Raw genomic sequence first — 16,594 nt, 5'->3', positions numbered from 1 at the left:
GAGTGTCTGCCTTGAAGGTTGGGATCTGTTTCTCCAACGATAGAAATGACGAAGTGTTGCAGACGACATGAAAAAACCGGCATCTCCCGAAAGGAAGATGCCGGCTCTCAACAGCGGATAAGGCTGCGTCAGGCTTACTTGCTGGCGGTCGGCTTGGGCTTCGGCAGGTCCAGAGCCAGATGCAGCTCCTTCAGACGGGCCGGTTCGACGGGGGCCGGTGCTTCCATCATCAGGTCCTCGCCGCTCTGGTTGAGCGGGAAGAGGATGACTTCGCGGATGTTCGGCTCATCGGCCAGCAGCATCACGATACGGTCCACGCCCGGTGCTGCACCACCATGCGGCGGGGCACCGTAACGGAAGGCGTTCAGCATGCCGCCGAAGCGCTCTTCCACGACTTCGGGGCCATAGCCTGCGATCTCGAACGCACGCAGCATGACGTCCGGCAGATGGTTCCGGATGGCGCCCGAGGACAGTTCCACGCCGTTGCAGACGATGTCGTACTGGTAGGCGTTGATCGTCAGCGGATCCTTCGTGTTCAGCGCTTCGAGGCCACCCTGCGGCATGGAGAACGGGTTGTGCGAGAAATCGACCTTCCCGGTTTCCTCGTTCAGCTCATACATCGGGAAGTCCACGACCCAGCAGAAGCGGAACGCGTTCTTCTCGATCAGATCCAGCTCGGTTGCGACCTTGGTGCGGACAACGCCGGAGAACTTGGCGACTTCATCGCCCTTGCCTGCGGCGAAGAACACGGCATCACCGGCCTTAAGGCCGCAGATTTTACGGATGCTCTCGACGCGATCGGCTTCGAGGTTCTTGGCGATCGGGCCCTTGCCGCCCTCTTCCCCGAAGATGATGTAGCCCAGACCACCGGCACCGTTTTCACGGGCCCAGCTGTTCAGCTTGTCGAAGAAGCCGCGGGGACGGTCTCCCGCACCCGGAGCCGGAATGGCGCGGATCTGGCCACCAGAGGCTGCGATCTTGGCGAACAGGCCGAAACCGGAATCGCGGAAGGCGTCCGTGACGTCCTTGATGATCAGCGGGTTACGCAGGTCCGGCTTGTCGGAGCCGTAGTCACGCATGGCGTCGGCATACGGAATGCGCGGGAATGCGCCGTCCGTGATCTTCCAGCCTTCGGGCGTAAATTCGTTGAACACGCCAGCAAGGACGGGTTCGAGCACGGTGAAGACGTCTTCCTGCGTGACGAAGGACATCTCGAAATCGAGCTGATAGAACTCGCCCGGGCTGCGGTCGGCGCGGGAGGCTTCGTCACGGAAGCAGGGTGCGATCTGGAAGTAGCGGTCGAAACCGGCAACCATGGCGAGCTGCTTGAACTGCTGCGGAGCCTGCGGCAGGGCGTAGAATTTGCCCGGATGCAGACGCGCCGGGACGAGGAAGTCACGCGCACCTTCCGGGGACGAAGCCGTCAGGATCGGGGTCTGGAACTCGGTGAAGCCCTGCTCGATCATGCGGCGACGCAGGCTCGTGATGACCTTGCTGCGGAGCATGATGTTCTGGTGCATCTTGTCGCGGCGCAGGTCGATGTAGCGGTACTTCAGACGCAGGTCTTCAGGATAGTTCTCGTTGCCCGCCACCTGGAACGGCAGGACTTCGGCGCTGGAGCGTACCTCAAGGGCATCAGCCAGGACTTCGACGTCACCGGTCGGCAGGTTGGGGTTGCGCTGCGAGCCATGACGCACCACGACCTTGCCGGTCACGGTGATGACACTCTCGACGCGCAGGCGCTCGGCCTTTTCCAGCAGGTCCGTGCCAGCGGGAATGACGATCTGCGTTACGCCGTAATGGTCGCGCAGATCGATGAACAGCAGGCCGCCATGATCGCGCTTGCTGTGCACCCAGCCGGAAAGGCGGACAATCTGCCCGGCATTCTCCTCACGCAGGGCGCTACAGTCATGGGTGCGGTATGGATGCATGTCGGGCCTCTTCAACGTCCTGTGCGGATAAGTGGGCGCAGGAAGCCGGGACGGCCCTCTCATGTCAAGTTTTCTGCGACCTCGGGGGCGCGTTCAGGCCTTTTCCTGCATGAAACCATCGAAATCGACCGCAGCCCGCGCCATGTCGGCGGCATGCCCGGCCCCAGCCAGGGCGATGGGCCTGCCGTCTTTGAGATAGGTCGCGAGGAACTTGAATCCGCGGATATCGCCTTCCAGCGCCACGTTATCGAAGCTCTCCCCCCAGCCCAGAAGCTCGATCTTCTTGCCGAACTGCTGCGTCCAGAACCACGGCATCGGCACGTTGGGTGTGTCATGTCCCATCATGGCCAGGGCCGCGATCCGCCCCTGCACTTCGGCATGACGCCAGTGCTCGATTCGCCGTGGTGCGCCGTCATGGAAAACGGCGGAGGCATCCCCGGCCGCATACACACCGGAATAGACCCCGGCCTCACCGCCTCTGGTCACGCGCATCTGATCGTTCACGACAATCGCGCCGCTCTCATCGCGCTCCAGACCCGACACATAATCCGTGGCGGGTGCCACACCCACGCCCAGCAACACGAAAGCAGCAGGCAGACGGGTGCCGTCGTCGAGTTCCACACCCGAAGCCGTTCCGTCCTTGCCGTCCTCGGCATAGATCTTCGTGACCCGCGCATCCGAGACGAACGCCACGCCGTTTTCTTCGTGCAGCTGGCGCAGGCGAATACCGATTTCGCGGCCGAACTGCTTTTCCATCGGGATTTCGCTGTCGGAGATGATCGTCACGCCCACGCCGCGTTGCCGCAGGGACGAGGCCGCCTCAAGCCCGATGAATCCTGCCCCCACGATCGTCACCGCCAGATCGGGATCCAGAATGGCGGCGATCCGCTCCGCATCTGCCTCGCGATGCAGCGTATAGACGCCCTTCATGTCCACGCCCGGAATATCCGGCTTTCTGGTCACGGCCCCCGTGGCAATCAGGACGTGATCGGCCGTCAGTTCCGTCCCGTCCTGTAGTCTGGCCGTGCGGGTCTGCGGATCGAACTGCGCCACATGGCCGCGGACGCGGGTAATGCCGCGCTGGGTATAGAATTCCTCTTCCCGAACCGGGGGCGCATGAGCCTTTTCGGATTCGCTGACGAGAACGGTCTTGCTCAGGGCGGTGCGGTCATAAGGAAGATCCTTTTCCTCGCTGACCATCGTGATGGTGCCCGCAAACCCTTCCGCGCGAAGCGTCACCGCCGCACTGACCGCCGCAGCTCCGGCGCCGAGAAGCAGGACACTTTCGTTTTCCTGTCGTTTTTCCGGAGCCTGACGCTGCTTCGGCTTCAATCCGACCAGCACACGGTCATCAACGATCTGCACCGGATATTGCGGCAACGGATCGAGTGCCAGTGGTTCAACGAGGCTGCCATCCGTCGCATCAAAAACCGCCTTGTGCCAGGGACAGACCAGCACACTGCCTTTTTCCGTCTTACAAAAAGCCCCCTGCTCCAGCGGTGCCTCCTTGTGGGGGCACTTTCCGGCAAAACCATGCACATTTTCCCCATCCCGGATGAGCACCACCGGCGTGCCGTCCAGGGAAAACGGCGTGATTTTCCCCTCTTCGAGCGCATCAAAAGCGCAGAGATCGCGGAAATCGGCGGTCGGGGCGGATTGGGACATCGGATATGGCCTCCCGGCTGGGAAATGGGGACAGTCATGAAAGCGAACGCAGCATAGGCCGCCCGGTTGGCAAACATCAAAAAACCCGCCCGGACCTCAGGTCCGGGCGGGTTTTGAAAAACATCTGTCTGGCGAGGACAGAATCAAAACATGTCGTCGAATCCGCCGCCGCCATCGCCACCACCGAAGTCACCGCCGCCAGAATCGCCGCCGCCAAAGTCAGAGCTGGAGAAATTGCTGGCATCAGTGCCCGAGCCGCCGAAGGGATCGGCCGCCGATGCATCGCTGCCGTAGTTATTGATGATGGTGTCGCCACCCGCCCCCCAGCCACCGGCGGCATCACCAGCATCATGATGATCGGAGAACAGGCCTTCAAGCGCATTGGCGGCCATCATGCCGCCCGCCACACCCGCAGCCGTCGTCAGGGCAGAGCCAAGGAAGCCTGAACCGCCACGCTGGAACATGCCCGGCTGATAACCCGGCGGATAGGCATACTGCTGCTGCGGCATGAAGTTTGGCGGCGGAGCGGCCTGCGAACCCCAGCCCGGCGGCGGTGCCGACTGCTGCGGACGGTTGCCACCACCGAACAGGCCACCAAACAGGCCAGGCTTGGAACCGCCGCCTGACTGCTGCACCTGTGCAAGCTGCTGCTGGGCCTGCTGAAGCTGGAACTCGAGCTGGCGGATGCGGTTTTGTGCCTGCGCCAGCGCGGCTTCCTGCACCACGGCCATCTGGGTGACGCGATAGCGGGCTTCCGGATATTTCTGGAAGTTCTCGGCGATGAAGCGGTCCGCTTCAGGGTCGATCGGCGGCAGGGGCGCGGCCGGTGGCTGTCCAGGCCCCGTGACCTGCGGCCCTCCCCCGACACGGGCGACGAAACGGGCGATCAGATCGCGTTCTTCGTTGTTCATCGTCATCATCCTTCCAGATGAAGAAATTGCAGAGCGTCAATCATATGATGCACGCGCACGCAGTCTACAAGATCCGCCACAAGATCACGAAATGACGCTCCCTTCCGGTTAAGGGCCTGTGCCTGTAAGGTGGCGCCCGATTTCTGCCAACCGGAGCCTATCGAATTGTCTGCGACCCGGCCGCTCTGCTTTCAGGACCTGATCCTGCGCCTTCATCAATTCTGGTCCGAGAAGGGCTGCGCCATCCTGCAGCCTTACGATACCGAACTCGGAGCAGGCACGCTCTCCCCTCACACCACGCTCCGCGCGCTCGGTCCCAAGCCTTGGGCCGCCGCCTATGTGCAGCCCTGCCGCCGTCCGTCGGATGGCCGCTATGGCGAGAACCCGAACCGCCTTCAGCACTATTACCAGTATCAGGTGCTGCTCAAGCCGACGCCGGAAGACAGCCAGCAGCTTCTGCTCGACAGCTATCGCGCCATCGGGATCGACCCTGAGCTGCACGATATCCGATTCGTCGAGGATGACTGGGAAAACCCGACCATCGGCGCCTGGGGACTGGGCTGGGAAGTCTGGTGTGACGGGATGGAAGTCTCGCAGTTCACCTATTTCCAGCAGGTTGGCGGTATTCCGACTGTCATGCCGTCCACGGAGCTGACCTACGGGCTCGAACGTCTGGCGATGTATGTGCAGGGCGTCGAGAACGTCTACGATCTCGATTTCAACGGCAAGGGCCTGACCTATGGCGACGTGTTCCTGCGCGCCGAGCAGGACTATTCGCGCCATAATTTCGAACTCGCCGACACGCAGATGCTGCTGACCCATTTTAACGATGCCGAGCGTGAGTCCATGCGTCTGGCCGAGGCCGGCGTGGCCCAGCCCGCCTATGACCAGTGCCTCAAGGCCTCGCATCTGTTCAATCTGCTTGATGCACGGGGCGTGATCTCCGTGTCCGAGCGCGCATCCTATATCGGGCGCGTCCGAGCGCTTGCCAAAGCCGCCTGCGAAGCCTGGCTCGCCGGTGAGGAGGAGACGTCCCATGGCTGAACTCTTTATCGAACTGTTCAGCGAGGAAATCCCCTCCGGCATGCAGGCCCGCGCGGCCGATGATCTGGGTTCACTGCTGACGAAAGCGCTGGATGGACTGAATCCGCGCGATCTGCGCACGTTCTTCGGCACCCGTCGCATTGCGGCAATCCTGACCGTCGATGCCGAAATCCCGGCCCGCAGCAGCGTCTCCGAGCGCGGCCCGCGTGAAGGTGCGCCCGAGAAGGCTCTGGCCGGGTTCACCCGCAAGCATGGCGTCACACCTGATGAGCTGACGCTGGAAAACGGCTTCTGGGTCCTGAACAAGTCGCTCGATCCGGTGAGCGCGGAAAGCCGCGTGGCCGAAGCCGTGCCCGAGCTCCTGTGGAAGTTCCCCTGGCCGAAGTCCATGCGCTGGGGTGCGGGCTCGAACTTCACCTGGGTCCGCCCGCTCCGCCGGATTGCCTGTCTGCTGGATGGGCATGTCGTGCCGTTCGCCCTCGCCCGCGAAGGCGACGACGCGCATGCTCTGAAGGCGTCCAACCTGTCCGAGGGCCATCGCTTTCTCGCTCCGGGCGCGTTCGAGATCCTGTCCGGCCAGCAGTGGCAGGAAGAGCTTGAGACGCGCTCGGTCATCGTGGATATGGACAGCCGCCGCGACATGGTGCGCACCGGCGTGGCACGTCTGGCGGGCCAGCATGGCATTACGGTCGTGCAAGATGACGAGCTGGTCGATGAAGTCTGTGGACTGGTCGAATATCCGGTGCCGCTTCTGGGCAAAATCGACGCGGCATTCATGGATCTGCCTGCCGAAGTGATGCAGGTCTCCATGCGGATCAACCAGCGCTATTTCGCCCTGCGCAATCCGGACGGCAAGGCCGCACCGTATTTCGCGTTCGTCGGCAATCTGCCGTTCAAGGATGGCGGCAAGCTGACCACGGCGGGCAATGAGCGCGTGCTCCGCGCCCGTTTTGCCGATGCGCGGCATTTCTGGGATCTGGACCGCAAGACAAAACTGGCCGACCGCGTTCCGGCACTGGCAGCCGTGACGTTCCATGCCAAACTCGGCACGCAGGCCGAGCGCGCCGAGCGGATCTCGAAACTTGCGGGTACCGTGGCGCAGGCCATGGGGCTTGATGGCGCACAGATCGCGCAGGCTGAACGGGCGGGTCTGCTGGCCAAGGCGGATCTGACGACCGGCATGGTCGGCGAGTTCCCGGAACTTCAGGGCGTCATGGGCGGCTATTACGCGGCGCATGATGGCGAGGACGAGGCCGTCTCCCGTGCCGTGGCCGAGCATTATCTGCCGCGTGGTCAGTCAGACGACACCGCGAAGGCACCGGTTTCGGTCGCGGTTGCCATTGCGGACCGGCTGGACCTGCTGGCCGGGTTCTTTGCCATTGGCGAACTGCCGAGCGGTTCGGGCGATCCATATGCGCTGCGTCGTGCGGCACTCGGCATCATCCGCACGATCCGTGACAACGGGCTGCGTCTGGACCTGACGGAACTGTTCGCACAGGCCGCGAATGGCCGGACGGGCGGTGAACTGGCCAAGCTGCCGGACTTCATTGCCGAACGTCTGCGTGTGCAGCTTCGCAGCGAAGGCGAGCGGCATGACGTGCTCGCAGCCATGCTGACGGATGGATTGGATGGTGATCTGGTGCGGCTTCTGGCCCGGACTTCGGCACTGTCGGAAATGATCCAGACGGAAGACGGACGCAACCTGCTCGCCGCCGCCAAGCGTGCCGCCAACATCCTGCGCATCGAGGACAAGAAGGACGGACCACATACCGGTACGCCCGATCCGGCCCTCTATACGCAGGACGAGGAACGCGCACTCGCCGCCGGTCTGGATCAGGCCGTCCCTGCGATCGAGACGGCCCTGAAGGAAGAGCGCTTCACCGATGCGATGCAGGCCATTGCGGCCCTGCGTCCGACGCTGGACCGGTTCTTTGAGGCCGTGACGGTCAATGCGCCGGAACCGGAAGTGCGCGCCAACCGCCTCAAGCTTCTGTCCCGCTTCCGCGAGACAACGACCCTGATCGCCGATTTCGGCCAGATCGAGGGCTGAGGCCATGGGAGCGTGGTGGTCCGGATCCGTCACCACGCTCCTTCACACTCCCCCAGACCAACTCTGCGCCGCCCTATCCCACAAGGTGGTGCAGAACCGTTTTCAGGGCGAGCCGCAGCAGGCTCGCGCCTGGCAAGCGCAGATCGATCTTCTGCGAGACATTCTACCGACAATTCCCAACGCACAGAACTGGCAGGTTCTGTTTGAATTCCCGATCCCGCGGCTTGGCGGCCGGATCGACACCGTTCTGGTCTCGCCGGGCGCAATTTACGTGCTGGAATTCAAGATCGGCGCGTCCAGTTACGACGCGGCCGCTCTCTCCCAGACGGAAGGCTATGCGCTCGACCTGCTGGATTTTCATGCCGCCAGCCGAAATCATCCGCTTATTCCCGTTCTGGTCGCCACGGATGCGCCGCCCCGCGCCCAGACAACGCCTCTTCTGCTGCCGCTGGGCGTCACAGAAGTCCAGCGCGTCAATGCAACCGGGCTGAAAACGCTCCTGACCACGCTGGCAGTACAAACGGCTCATACCAAAAATCCGCTGATCCCCGCGGAGTGGGAACATGCTCCTTACGATCCGGTCCCGAGCATCGTGGAAGCGGCACGGCAGATTTACGCCACACATAGCGTTGCCGATATCCATACTGCCCGTGCGGATGCGACAAACCTGACGCAGACCTCTGCCTGCATCGCCAGCATTCTAGAAAAAGCCCGGACGGAAGGACGCAAGGTGATTGTGTTCGTCTCCGGTATTCCGGGCGCGGGCAAAACCTTGTGCGGGCTAAAAGCGGCTTTTGCGGATGGAAGCGACGGGACGGGTGCGACTTTCCTGACCGGGAACCCGACCCTTGTTTCGGTTCTACGGGAAGCCCTGACGCGCGATACGGTCAGCCGTGGGCAAAAACGTCCCCTCGTGGAGCAGCGGATGGAGTCCACCATCCAGTCCCTGACGAAATTCCGCGATCACTATGTCGGGCGGCCAGCGGAATGTCCGCCTGAGCATGTCATGGTCATCGACGAGGCCCAGCGCTGCTGGACGCAGGCTCAGGCCGTGCGCAAGAGTGCGTCACGGCATGTGAAGCTGACAGAGTCCGAACCTGCGCATCTGCTGGACATCATGGGACGGCATGACGGGTTCGCGGCCATTCTGTGCCTGATTGGACATGGGCAGGAAATCAATGACGGTGAAGGCGGTCTGGCCTGCTGGGGCGAGGCCCTTCTGAGCCGCCCGGTATGGCGCGTCGAGGCGGCTCCGGACGTGATCGGAACCGGGGATCTGACGCATCTGCCCGCAACGCTTAAAGCCGGACGGCAGCGCTTTTTGCATCTCGGTGTGGCCATCCGCTCCCTGCGCGAGGAAACCGCGCCGCGTTGGGTCAACGCCGTTTTGAACGGAGACGTCGAGACGGCTCGACGGCTGGCCGCCCAGACGGACCTGCCGTTTCGTCTCACACGCAGTCTGAACGATCTGCGCGCGGGGCTACGACACCGCTCACGCCTGACCTATCGGTGCGGACTGGTGGCGAGTTCAAAGGCCAAGCGGCTGCGGGCCGAAGGGCTTGGCTGTAAAGTCCCGCATATGGACGACAAGGCGGTCTCCCAATGGTTCCTGAACCGCTGGGTCCCAGATCGGGATATCCGGGCCTCTGATGCGCTGGAGACCTGTGCGACGGAGTTTGCCATTCAGGGGCTGGAACTGGATTTTGTGGGACTGTGCTGGGACGGCGATCTGATCCGCGCGCCATCAGGCGATTGCTGGCAGCCTCGCCGCTTTTCAGGCACGAAATGGGCCAAGGTCAGCTCAGCAGAAGCGACGCTGTGGCGGCTGAACACCTATCGCGTTCTGTTGACGCGGGCGCGTTACGAGACCCTGATCTGGGTGCCTCAGGGCAGCGCGGATGATCCAACGCGCGATCCGGAAATGTTAGACCGGATTGCGGATTTCCTGATGATGTGCGGCGTGCCCCTTCTGGAGCCTGCAGCCCCTGCACGGCCCTTCACTTTGCAGAACGATCTGGCAGACCTGCTTCAGGACTAGTCGTCGTCATCGTCTTCCGTTCCGGGATCACGCTCGTTGCGATGTACCCAGGCGGACATGAGCAGGCCGAAGCCGAACATCATCGTCAGCATGGCCGAACCGCCATAAGAAATGAGCGGCAATGGCACACCACCCACCGGGATGGCGCCCATGACCATCGACAGGTTCACCGCACAGTACAGGAAGAAATCCATCGCAATGCCCAGACCCAGCAGCCGCCCGAACTGGTTGCGGCTGCGGATGGCAATGAGCATACCGCCCATGACGAGCGTTCCGAGCAGCGTAATGACGGCGATCCCACCGACGAAGCCCCACTCTTCACCGATCATGGTGAAGATGAAGTCCGTCTGTTTTTCCGGCAGGAAGTTCAGCTGCCCCTGACTGCCATGCAGGTATCCCTCGCCCCACATGCCGCCAGAGCCAAGTGCGATCTTCGACTGGATGATGTTGTAACCTGCACCCAGCGGATCATGTTCAGGATGCAGGAACGTGTCGATCCGGGCTTTCTGATAGTCGTGCAGATGGCTGTAGATCAGCTTGCCCATGAACGGCAGCGGCGCCACGAGCAGCAGGATCTGCCATAGCCGCATCCCGGCCGCGAAGAACATCGTCGCACCGATGACGCCGATGATGGTGGCGGTTCCGAGATTGGGTTCCTTGAGCACCAGCAGGACCGGCAGCAGCGTTAGCAGTGCTGGCGGGATCAGGCGCAGCGGATTGCCCATCCGCTCGTTGCCGATGCGGTGAAACCAGGTCGCCAGCATCAGCACGAGGCCAATCTTGGCGAATTCGGACGGCTGGAACTGCATGCCCGCCAGATTGATCCAGCGTTCCGCCCCCTTCCCCACATGCCCCATCCGCAGCACAAGCGCGAGCAGCGTGACGGAAAGCAGGTAGATCGGCAGGGACGCCATGCGCAGGATACGCGGACTGACGAGCGAGACGGCGATCATCATCACAAGACCAAAACCGAACCGCACCATCTGCGGCCCGGCAAACGGCTTGGCAGACCCGCCACCGGCCGAATAGAGCGCAATGTAACCGACGCCTGCCAGCACACAGACCAGCAACACATAAAGCCAGTTGACCTGAAGCAGGCGCGCCATCGGACGGAAATCGGGTTCGGCCCGCAGGAGCCGCCGGTCGGATTTAAGGAAGCCGAACGTGTTCATGCCGTTCCGTCTCATTGCGCCGCTCCCGGATCTGGCTGCCCCTGTCCTGTTGGCTGCGGAGCCGGAGTGGGCGCTGTATCCGCAGGCTGGGCACGATCTGCGGCAGGCTCCGTAGCCGGAGCAACCACGGGCGCAGGCGGACGCACATCGCTGGCGGGATCGCGCAGCAGGGTGTCAGTCATGATGAGCTTGGCCAGTGGGGCGGCTTCGTCCGCACCCGCGTTACCATGCTCCACAACGATCGAGACCGCGTATTTCGGATTGTCGTAAGGCGCAAAACAGATGAACAGCGCGTGGGGACGATACTCCCAGGGCAGGTTCATGGAATTGAAGTGTCCGGATTCACGCAGCGCACGCGACACGCGCCGCACCTGTGCCGAGCCAGTCTTGCCCGCCATCTGGATGCCCGGGAGATCCAGCCGCGCCTTGGGGGCCGTGCCGTGCGGGTCATTGACGACCGCGAACATCCCCCCGCGCACCACGTCCAGATACTCGGGGGGCAGATCGACCTTGGCCACATCGTCCACGGAAGCCATCGCGGACATCTGGTCATTGGTCGCCCGCAACAGATGCGGCTGCACATCCCGGCCCGAGGCAATGCGCGAGACATACGTGGCCAGCGCCAGGGGCGTCACCTGCACGAAGCCCTGCCCGATGCCTGCATTGACCGTGTCGCCACCGTTCCAGTGGAAGCCGTGCTTCTGCCGCCATTCCGGAGTAGGAATGACGCCGGAGCGGACATGCGGCAGTTCGATGTCCAGTTTGACACCCAGCCCCATCGCATTACCCACGGCCTGGATCGGGTCCATGCCGCAGCGGCGCGCCACTTCATAGAAATAGACGTCGCAGGAATATTTCAGGCCTTCGCGCATGTTGATGAGGCCATGCCCCCAGCGGTTCCAGCAATGGAAACGCACCCCGCCGAGATCATAATATCCCGGACAGTTGAAACGGTCCTGAGCCGTAACGGAACCGGATTTCAGAGCAGCAAGGGCTACGGCAGGCTTGAAGGTCGAACCGGGCGGATAAAGGCCGGACACCGCCTTGTCCACCAGTGGGGTGCGTGGATCATTGGCCCATTCATTCCACTGCGCGTGGCTGACACCGGAGTCAAACAGCGACGGATCGAAGGACGGCGTGCTGACCATCGCCATCACCTCGCCATTGCGGCAGTCCATGACCACCGCACTGGCGACACGATCCTCAAGGCGGTTGAGCACCTGCTGCTGGAGCACGGAATCCAGCGTCAGGCGCACATCTTCGCCCTGCTGGCCTTCCACGCGATCGATCTCGCCAATGACACGACCGACCGCGTTGACTTCCATCTCCACGGAGCCTGGCTCACCGCGCAGCACGGCTTCCTGCGTCTGCTCAATCCCGGCACGCCCGACGCGCATGCCCGGAAGCGAAAGCGTCGTGTCCTTTGCCACGTCCTCTTCGTTGGGAGGAGCGACATAGCCCACGATATGGGCCGTCAGATCCTTGAACGGGTAAAGCCGCGTCGATCCAACATCGACCAGAACGCCTGGCAGAGACGGCGCATTAAGCTCGATGCGCGCCATGTCGTCCCAGGACAGGAACTCATGCAGGGTGACGGGGACGTATTTATGAACATGCCGCAGGTCGCGTTCGATCCGGGCACGGTCATGTTCATCCAGCGGGACGATCTGGGAAAAGCGCTCGATGACAGCCGGAATATCCGTCGTCTCTTCCGGCATCAGAAGGGCACGCCAGCTCACCTTGTTGTCCGCCAGCGCCACGCCGAAACGGTCATGGATTGTGCCGCGAGCCGGAGCGAGCAGACGCTTGCTGGTCCTGTTGCGCTCGGCAAGCTGGCGCAGATGGCCACCATCCACGACCTGCAAAGTGTAGAGCCGCCGCCCCAGCGCTCCCAGAACCCCTGCTTGCACCGCCATCACCAGCAGAGCGCGGCGCGTGAAGACGCCACGCCCCGACCGCACAGGCTCAGCCTGGCGCTTCTGGCGTATCCGAGACCGGAAAGGGTTGTTTCGGGAAAACATCAGGGCAGGAATTCAGGATCCGGAAAAGAAAGCGGCTCTCCGCGCGGCACAGGGCGTGCGGAACACAAAAGACGCTGTCAGGCCTGATCGGGATTGGCAAATGTGCGGCGTCCCCAGACAAACAGCGCTGTCAGGCTGGGATAGATACCGATTGTCAGCGCTGCCTGAAAGAGGCCGGGTGCAGGAGAAAGAAGTGCCACGGCATGCAGGCACACGAGCGCCCACTGGAAAAAGGAAGCGAGAGCGGCAAAAATGCTGAAGATCAGCCATCCCGCAATGAAGCCCAGACGAGACAGGCCATAGCGCCAGTGATGCGCCACACCGTAGATCACCAGCAGTGACAGCAGCACGGTCCCCGGTGGCCCGAAGCTGAAGATCTCCACCACCAGTCCACACAGGAAAACCGCCAGAGCGGGCATAGAGCGCGGACGGCTATAGGCCCAGAACCAGACCGTGCACATTGCAATCCCGAACTGAAGCTGAGCCTGACCGGGGATCCCGAAGGGCGCGGAAAGCAGGATCGCGGAAAACATGACGAACAGGGAGGGCATGGCTGCCCGCGCCGCCATGTCGAGCGCACGGCGGAAGGTCTGTTTCGGCTCAACGGCCGAGTGCAGATGCGGCGTGGAGTTTTCGGCAACCATGGCGCTTACTGCCCTCCCCGGCCCGGCATATCCGGCAGGTTGGGCAGCCATGAGAACGGCAGAGGGCCGGTCAGCGGGTTCTGCGGCAATTTCTTCACGCGCACGCGTCCGGGTGCGTCCGGAGCCTGCGAGTCGTCATCCCCGTAATCGAACACGCGGACGATATCCAGCCGGTCCAGATCCGCATCCGGTACCACAACCGGCCGATTGGGCGCGCTGTAATGGACCGTGCCCACCGGCAGTCCGGCCGGCATCGTGCTCTGGCCGCGGGTTTCCACACGCTCGCCTTCAACGGGATGGTGGTCCTGCGGATAAAAGATCAGGCGTGGGGACGCCGTATCATCCCCGGCCATGATCGCATCGCCATGCGAGCTTCCGAGGGTAACGGGAATGCGGCTCGCATCGTCGTTGATCATCAGGACGCGGACCGTATGGGGGCCCACTTCCGTGACACGTCCCAGCAGTCCGGCAGCATCCAGCGCGACATCCCCGATCCGCACGTCATGGCCGCTTCCGACATCCAGCAGGACCGCGCGGGAATACGGTCCGCCATCGTCGCGCGTTACCCGGCCGGTCACATACTGGGGTACCGTCTCGGGGATCCAGTGCAGGCTTTTCTTGAGGCGGCCATTTTCCGCCGCAAGCGCCACGGCAACATCATACCAGTGGCGCAGGGCGCGGTTTTCGTCCCGCAGACGGGCGTTTTCCTTCGCCAGATCCGTCGCACCGCGCAGATCCGTCAGCCAGACCTTCGCCCGCTCCTGAGGCCAGACCAGTCCATGATAGGCCGGCGCCATGAAATCCGTCGCCATCAGACGCACCCCGTCAACGGCCGGACGACGAACCAGTCCGAGAAGGACGAGCCCGACCGCCAGCAGGATCAGGATAGGCAGGACGGCCTTTGCAAGCACCTGCCGGGCATGGATGGACAGCATTCCGGCGTCAGCCAAGTCCTCAGTACATGCTGCTCAGAACACTGCGCAAACGACGCATTTCCTCAAGCGCCCGTCCCGTTCCGAGGGCCACACAGGACAGGGCATTTTCTGCAACCGTCACGGGCAGACCCGTGTACAGACGCAGCACCTCGTCCAGACGATACAGCAGCGCACCGCCACCGGACAGGACGATGCCCTTGTCCACGATGTCGGCGGCCAGTTCGGGCGGCGTGTTCTCAAGCGCGGTCGTCACGGCATCGACGATCTGCATGACCGGCTCGGCCAGGCTTTCGGCGATCTGAGCCTGGCTGACGATCACTTCGCGAGGCACGCCGTTGATGAGGTCGCGGCCCTTGATTTCCGTCAGCGGGCCGTCAGGGTTCGCGGGATCATCCGGCATCATGGCCGAGCCAAGCTCGATCTTGATACGCTCTGCCGAGCTTTCGCCGACCAGAAGGTTATAGGTCTTGCGAATATAGGAGATGATGGCTTCGTCCATCTTGTCCCCGCCCACGCGCGCCGAGCGCGCATAGACGATGCCGCCAAGGGAAATGACAGCTACTTCCGTCGTCCCGCCGCCGATATCCACGATCATGCTGCCCGAAGGCTCCGTGACCGGAAGGCCCGCGCCGATGGCTGCCGCCATGGGCTCCTCGATCAGCATCACCTTGCGCGCACCCGCGCTCTCGGCACTTTCCTGGATCGCGCGGCGTTCAACGGCCGTGGCGCCGGAGGGCACGCAGATGATGATCTGCGGGCTGGCAAAGGCGCGGCGGTTGTGAACCTTGCGGATGAAATGCTTGATCATTTCTTCCGCGACTACGAAGTCTGCGATCACACCATCGCGCAGCGGACGGATGGCCGTGATGTTTCCTGGCGTGCGGCCAACCATTTGCTTGGCTTCGTTACCAACTGCAAGAACCTGTTTCTTGCCCCGCACCTCGGCGATCGCCACAACGGAGGGTTCGTCGAGAACAATACCGCGACCCTTGACATAAACGAGCGTGTTGGCAGTGCCGAGGTCGATGGCCATGTCGGCAGACATGAGACCCAGCAGACGAGAAAACATCCAAAACTCCTGGCGCGGCTCTGTGCGGGGGACAGATGGCGGATCGTGATTGCGGGGCGGTTCCCCGCGGGTGGACTTAACCAGACACAGCAGGTTCAGCAAGGCCCGGAGAGTCAATATAATGCGCCGGATCTTAATGGATCGTACAGATCCCATCAGGGGACATCGAAAAAAATAATCGTGCGCCCCGATCCTGCCACCCTTCTGTCACGTTCTGTGTGTCTAGATCCGCGAAACCGTTCCCTCGCGCCGATCATCGGACTGCGGACCGGAACGCTCAACAGGATATTTTGTCATGAAGACCTTCACAACACCCCGCTTTCTGGCAGCTCTGGCTCTTTGCAGCGTCGCGCTCACGGGGTGCGGCAGCCCGTATAACAGTGGTGCCCGCGCCGGATCGGGGGCCCTGATCGGCGGTGCCGGTGGTGCGGCCATCGGCGCACTGGCGGGCGGTGGCACGGGCGCTGCCATCGGAGCCCTTGCCGGAGCCGGCACAGGTGCGGCAGTTGGTGCAGCGACAACGCCCAACCGCCCACGCAACGGATATTGAGCTATAAGAAGCGCTCCCTTCCGTTAGAGACGATCAAGGATTCGGATTATGAGGACCGCTTTTTCCCACTCTGCCCTGCGCGGTACGGCGCTGGTTGGAGCATTCGCCACAGTCATGGCTCTTGGTGGATGTCAGGGAAACTATGATCCTGGCTCGCGCGCACTGGGAGGCGGCCTTCTCGGCGGCGGAACGGGTGCTGCGATCGGTGCTCTCGCCGGCGGTGGCCGCGGTGCTGCGATCGGCGCGCTGGCTGGCGGTGTTCTGGGCGCCGGCGCAGGTGCACTCACCACGCCTAATCGCCCCGGCTATCAGAGCGGCTATGCCAATGGCCAGCAGCAGGGTTATTACAACGGCCAGCAGAGCGCCTATCCGCAGCAGCAGGGCCAGTACATGCAGCCGCAGTACCAGTGTCCTCCGGGCACCACCTGCCAGCAGCCCCAGTATCAGTGCCCGCCCAACACGAACTGCCAGTATCCGGCCAACAGCGGATACTCACAGCAGGGTGGCTATCAGCAGCAGCCTGCCCAGAACTATCAGGGCGGTTACGGTTACTGAGACCTGACG

The 16,594-nt window shown here is 62.8% G+C and carries 13 protein-coding genes; 5 read left to right on the top strand and 8 right to left on the bottom strand.

Annotation, left to right across the window (positions count from 1 at the left end; all coding sequences use genetic code 11):
- Positions 1-134: 134 nt before the first annotated feature.
- From aspS to HKD31_RS05885, 3 genes are all read right to left on the bottom strand, one after another.
- Positions 135-1,931 (bottom strand): aspartate--tRNA ligase, encoded by a 1,797-nt coding sequence (gene aspS, locus HKD31_RS05895; RefSeq protein WP_194264190.1) that lies wholly within the window; start codon positions 1,929-1,931, stop codon positions 135-137.
- A 93-nt stretch (positions 1,932-2,024) separates the two neighbouring features.
- Positions 2,025-3,596 carry an FAD-dependent oxidoreductase gene (locus HKD31_RS05890; protein ID WP_194264191.1) on the bottom strand — a complete coding sequence of 524 codons (1,572 nt, stop codon included), beginning with the start codon at positions 3,594-3,596 and terminating at the stop codon, positions 2,025-2,027.
- A 143-nt stretch (positions 3,597-3,739) separates the two neighbouring features.
- A complete protein-coding gene (locus tag HKD31_RS05885) occupies positions 3,740-4,507 on the bottom strand; it encodes a DUF2076 domain-containing protein (RefSeq protein ID WP_062495939.1) in 768 nt (255 codons plus the stop codon).
- Positions 4,508-4,672: 165 nt separating this feature from the next.
- Here HKD31_RS05885 and HKD31_RS05880 point away from each other — a divergent pair, with 165 nt between their 5' ends.
- The 3 genes from HKD31_RS05880 to HKD31_RS05870 are packed head-to-tail and all read left to right on the top strand — an operon-like array spanning position 4,673 to position 9,639.
- Positions 4,673-5,551: a glycine--tRNA ligase subunit alpha gene (locus HKD31_RS05880; RefSeq protein WP_041112029.1), complete on the top strand. Its 879-nt coding sequence runs from the start codon at positions 4,673-4,675 to the stop codon at positions 5,549-5,551.
- Entirely contained in the window at positions 5,544-7,601 is a 2,058-nt protein-coding gene (glyS, locus tag HKD31_RS05875) for a glycine--tRNA ligase subunit beta (RefSeq protein WP_194264192.1), read from the top strand. Before HKD31_RS05880 ends, glyS begins: the two co-directional genes overlap by 8 nt.
- A 4-nt stretch (positions 7,602-7,605) precedes the next feature.
- Positions 7,606-9,639, top strand: coding sequence for a DUF2075 domain-containing protein (locus HKD31_RS05870; protein WP_194264193.1), 2,034 nt, complete (start codon positions 7,606-7,608; stop codon positions 9,637-9,639).
- Here the strand turns inward: HKD31_RS05870 and rodA are convergent.
- The 5 genes from rodA to HKD31_RS05845 all read right to left on the bottom strand — a co-directional run bounded on the left by rodA (position 9,636) and on the right by HKD31_RS05845 (position 15,480).
- The gene (gene rodA / locus HKD31_RS05865; protein WP_370543899.1) at positions 9,636-10,811 is read right to left on the bottom strand and encodes a rod shape-determining protein RodA; all 1,176 of its coding nucleotides are present in this window, start codon (positions 10,809-10,811) and stop codon (positions 9,636-9,638) included. The genes HKD31_RS05870 and rodA overlap by 4 nt on opposite strands.
- 11 nt (positions 10,812-10,822) lie before the next feature.
- The gene (gene mrdA / locus HKD31_RS05860) at positions 10,823-12,832 is read right to left on the bottom strand and encodes a penicillin-binding protein 2 (protein ID WP_194264195.1); all 2,010 of its coding nucleotides are present in this window, start codon (positions 12,830-12,832) and stop codon (positions 10,823-10,825) included.
- A 77-nt stretch (positions 12,833-12,909) separates the two neighbouring features.
- Positions 12,910-13,476, bottom strand: coding sequence for a hypothetical protein (locus HKD31_RS05855; RefSeq protein ID WP_194264196.1), 567 nt, complete (start codon positions 13,474-13,476; stop codon positions 12,910-12,912).
- Between the two features lie 5 nt (positions 13,477-13,481).
- Positions 13,482-14,411: a rod shape-determining protein MreC gene (gene mreC, locus HKD31_RS05850; protein ID WP_194264197.1), complete on the bottom strand. Its 930-nt coding sequence runs from the start codon at positions 14,409-14,411 to the stop codon at positions 13,482-13,484.
- 19 nt (positions 14,412-14,430) lie between these two features.
- On the bottom strand, positions 14,431-15,480 hold the full coding sequence (locus HKD31_RS05845; protein ID WP_194264198.1) for a rod shape-determining protein: 1,050 nt from the start codon (positions 15,478-15,480) through the stop codon (positions 14,431-14,433).
- Between the two features lie 295 nt (positions 15,481-15,775).
- Between HKD31_RS05845 and HKD31_RS05840 the strand changes: the two genes are divergently transcribed.
- The gene (locus HKD31_RS05840; protein ID WP_194264199.1) at positions 15,776-16,030 is read left to right on the top strand and encodes a glycine zipper domain-containing protein; all 255 of its coding nucleotides are present in this window, start codon (positions 15,776-15,778) and stop codon (positions 16,028-16,030) included.
- A 48-nt stretch (positions 16,031-16,078) separates the two neighbouring features.
- Positions 16,079-16,585, top strand: coding sequence for a hypothetical protein (locus tag HKD31_RS05835; RefSeq protein WP_194264200.1), 507 nt, complete (start codon positions 16,079-16,081; stop codon positions 16,583-16,585).
- The last annotated feature ends 9 nt before the right edge of the window (positions 16,586-16,594 follow it).

The organism is Gluconobacter potus (genome assembly GCF_015244705.1).
In the GTDB taxonomy this organism is placed as follows: Bacteria; Pseudomonadota; Alphaproteobacteria; order Acetobacterales; family Acetobacteraceae; genus Gluconobacter; species Gluconobacter potus.
Note: the sequence above shows the minus strand (reverse complement) of the source record. Positions and strands in the feature narration are given on the sequence as shown.

Excerpts from the sequence above, each read along its gene's own strand:
- aspS (WP_194264190.1), bottom strand. The coding sequence starts at position 1,931 with ATGCATCCATACCGCACCCATGACTGTAGCGCCCTGCGTGAGGAGAAT.
- HKD31_RS05890 (WP_194264191.1), bottom strand. The coding sequence starts at position 3,596 with ATGTCCCAATCCGCCCCGACCGCCGATTTCCGCGATCTCTGCGCTTTT.
- HKD31_RS05885 (WP_062495939.1), bottom strand. The coding sequence starts at position 4,507 with ATGAACAACGAAGAACGCGATCTGATCGCCCGTTTCGTCGCCCGTGTC.
- glyS (WP_194264192.1), top strand. The coding sequence starts at position 5,544 with ATGGCTGAACTCTTTATCGAACTGTTCAGCGAGGAAATCCCCTCCGGC.
- HKD31_RS05870 (WP_194264193.1), top strand. The coding sequence starts at position 7,606 with ATGGGAGCGTGGTGGTCCGGATCCGTCACCACGCTCCTTCACACTCCC.
- rodA (WP_370543899.1), bottom strand. The coding sequence starts at position 10,811 with ATGAACACGTTCGGCTTCCTTAAATCCGACCGGCGGCTCCTGCGGGCC.
- mrdA (WP_194264195.1), bottom strand. The coding sequence starts at position 12,832 with ATGTTTTCCCGAAACAACCCTTTCCGGTCTCGGATACGCCAGAAGCGC.
- HKD31_RS05855 (WP_194264196.1), bottom strand. The coding sequence starts at position 13,476 with ATGGTTGCCGAAAACTCCACGCCGCATCTGCACTCGGCCGTTGAGCCG.
- mreC (WP_194264197.1), bottom strand. The coding sequence starts at position 14,411 with ATGCTGTCCATCCATGCCCGGCAGGTGCTTGCAAAGGCCGTCCTGCCT.
- HKD31_RS05845 (WP_194264198.1), bottom strand. The coding sequence starts at position 15,480 with ATGTTTTCTCGTCTGCTGGGTCTCATGTCTGCCGACATGGCCATCGAC.
- HKD31_RS05840 (WP_194264199.1), top strand. The coding sequence starts at position 15,776 with ATGAAGACCTTCACAACACCCCGCTTTCTGGCAGCTCTGGCTCTTTGC.
- HKD31_RS05835 (WP_194264200.1), top strand. The coding sequence starts at position 16,079 with ATGAGGACCGCTTTTTCCCACTCTGCCCTGCGCGGTACGGCGCTGGTT.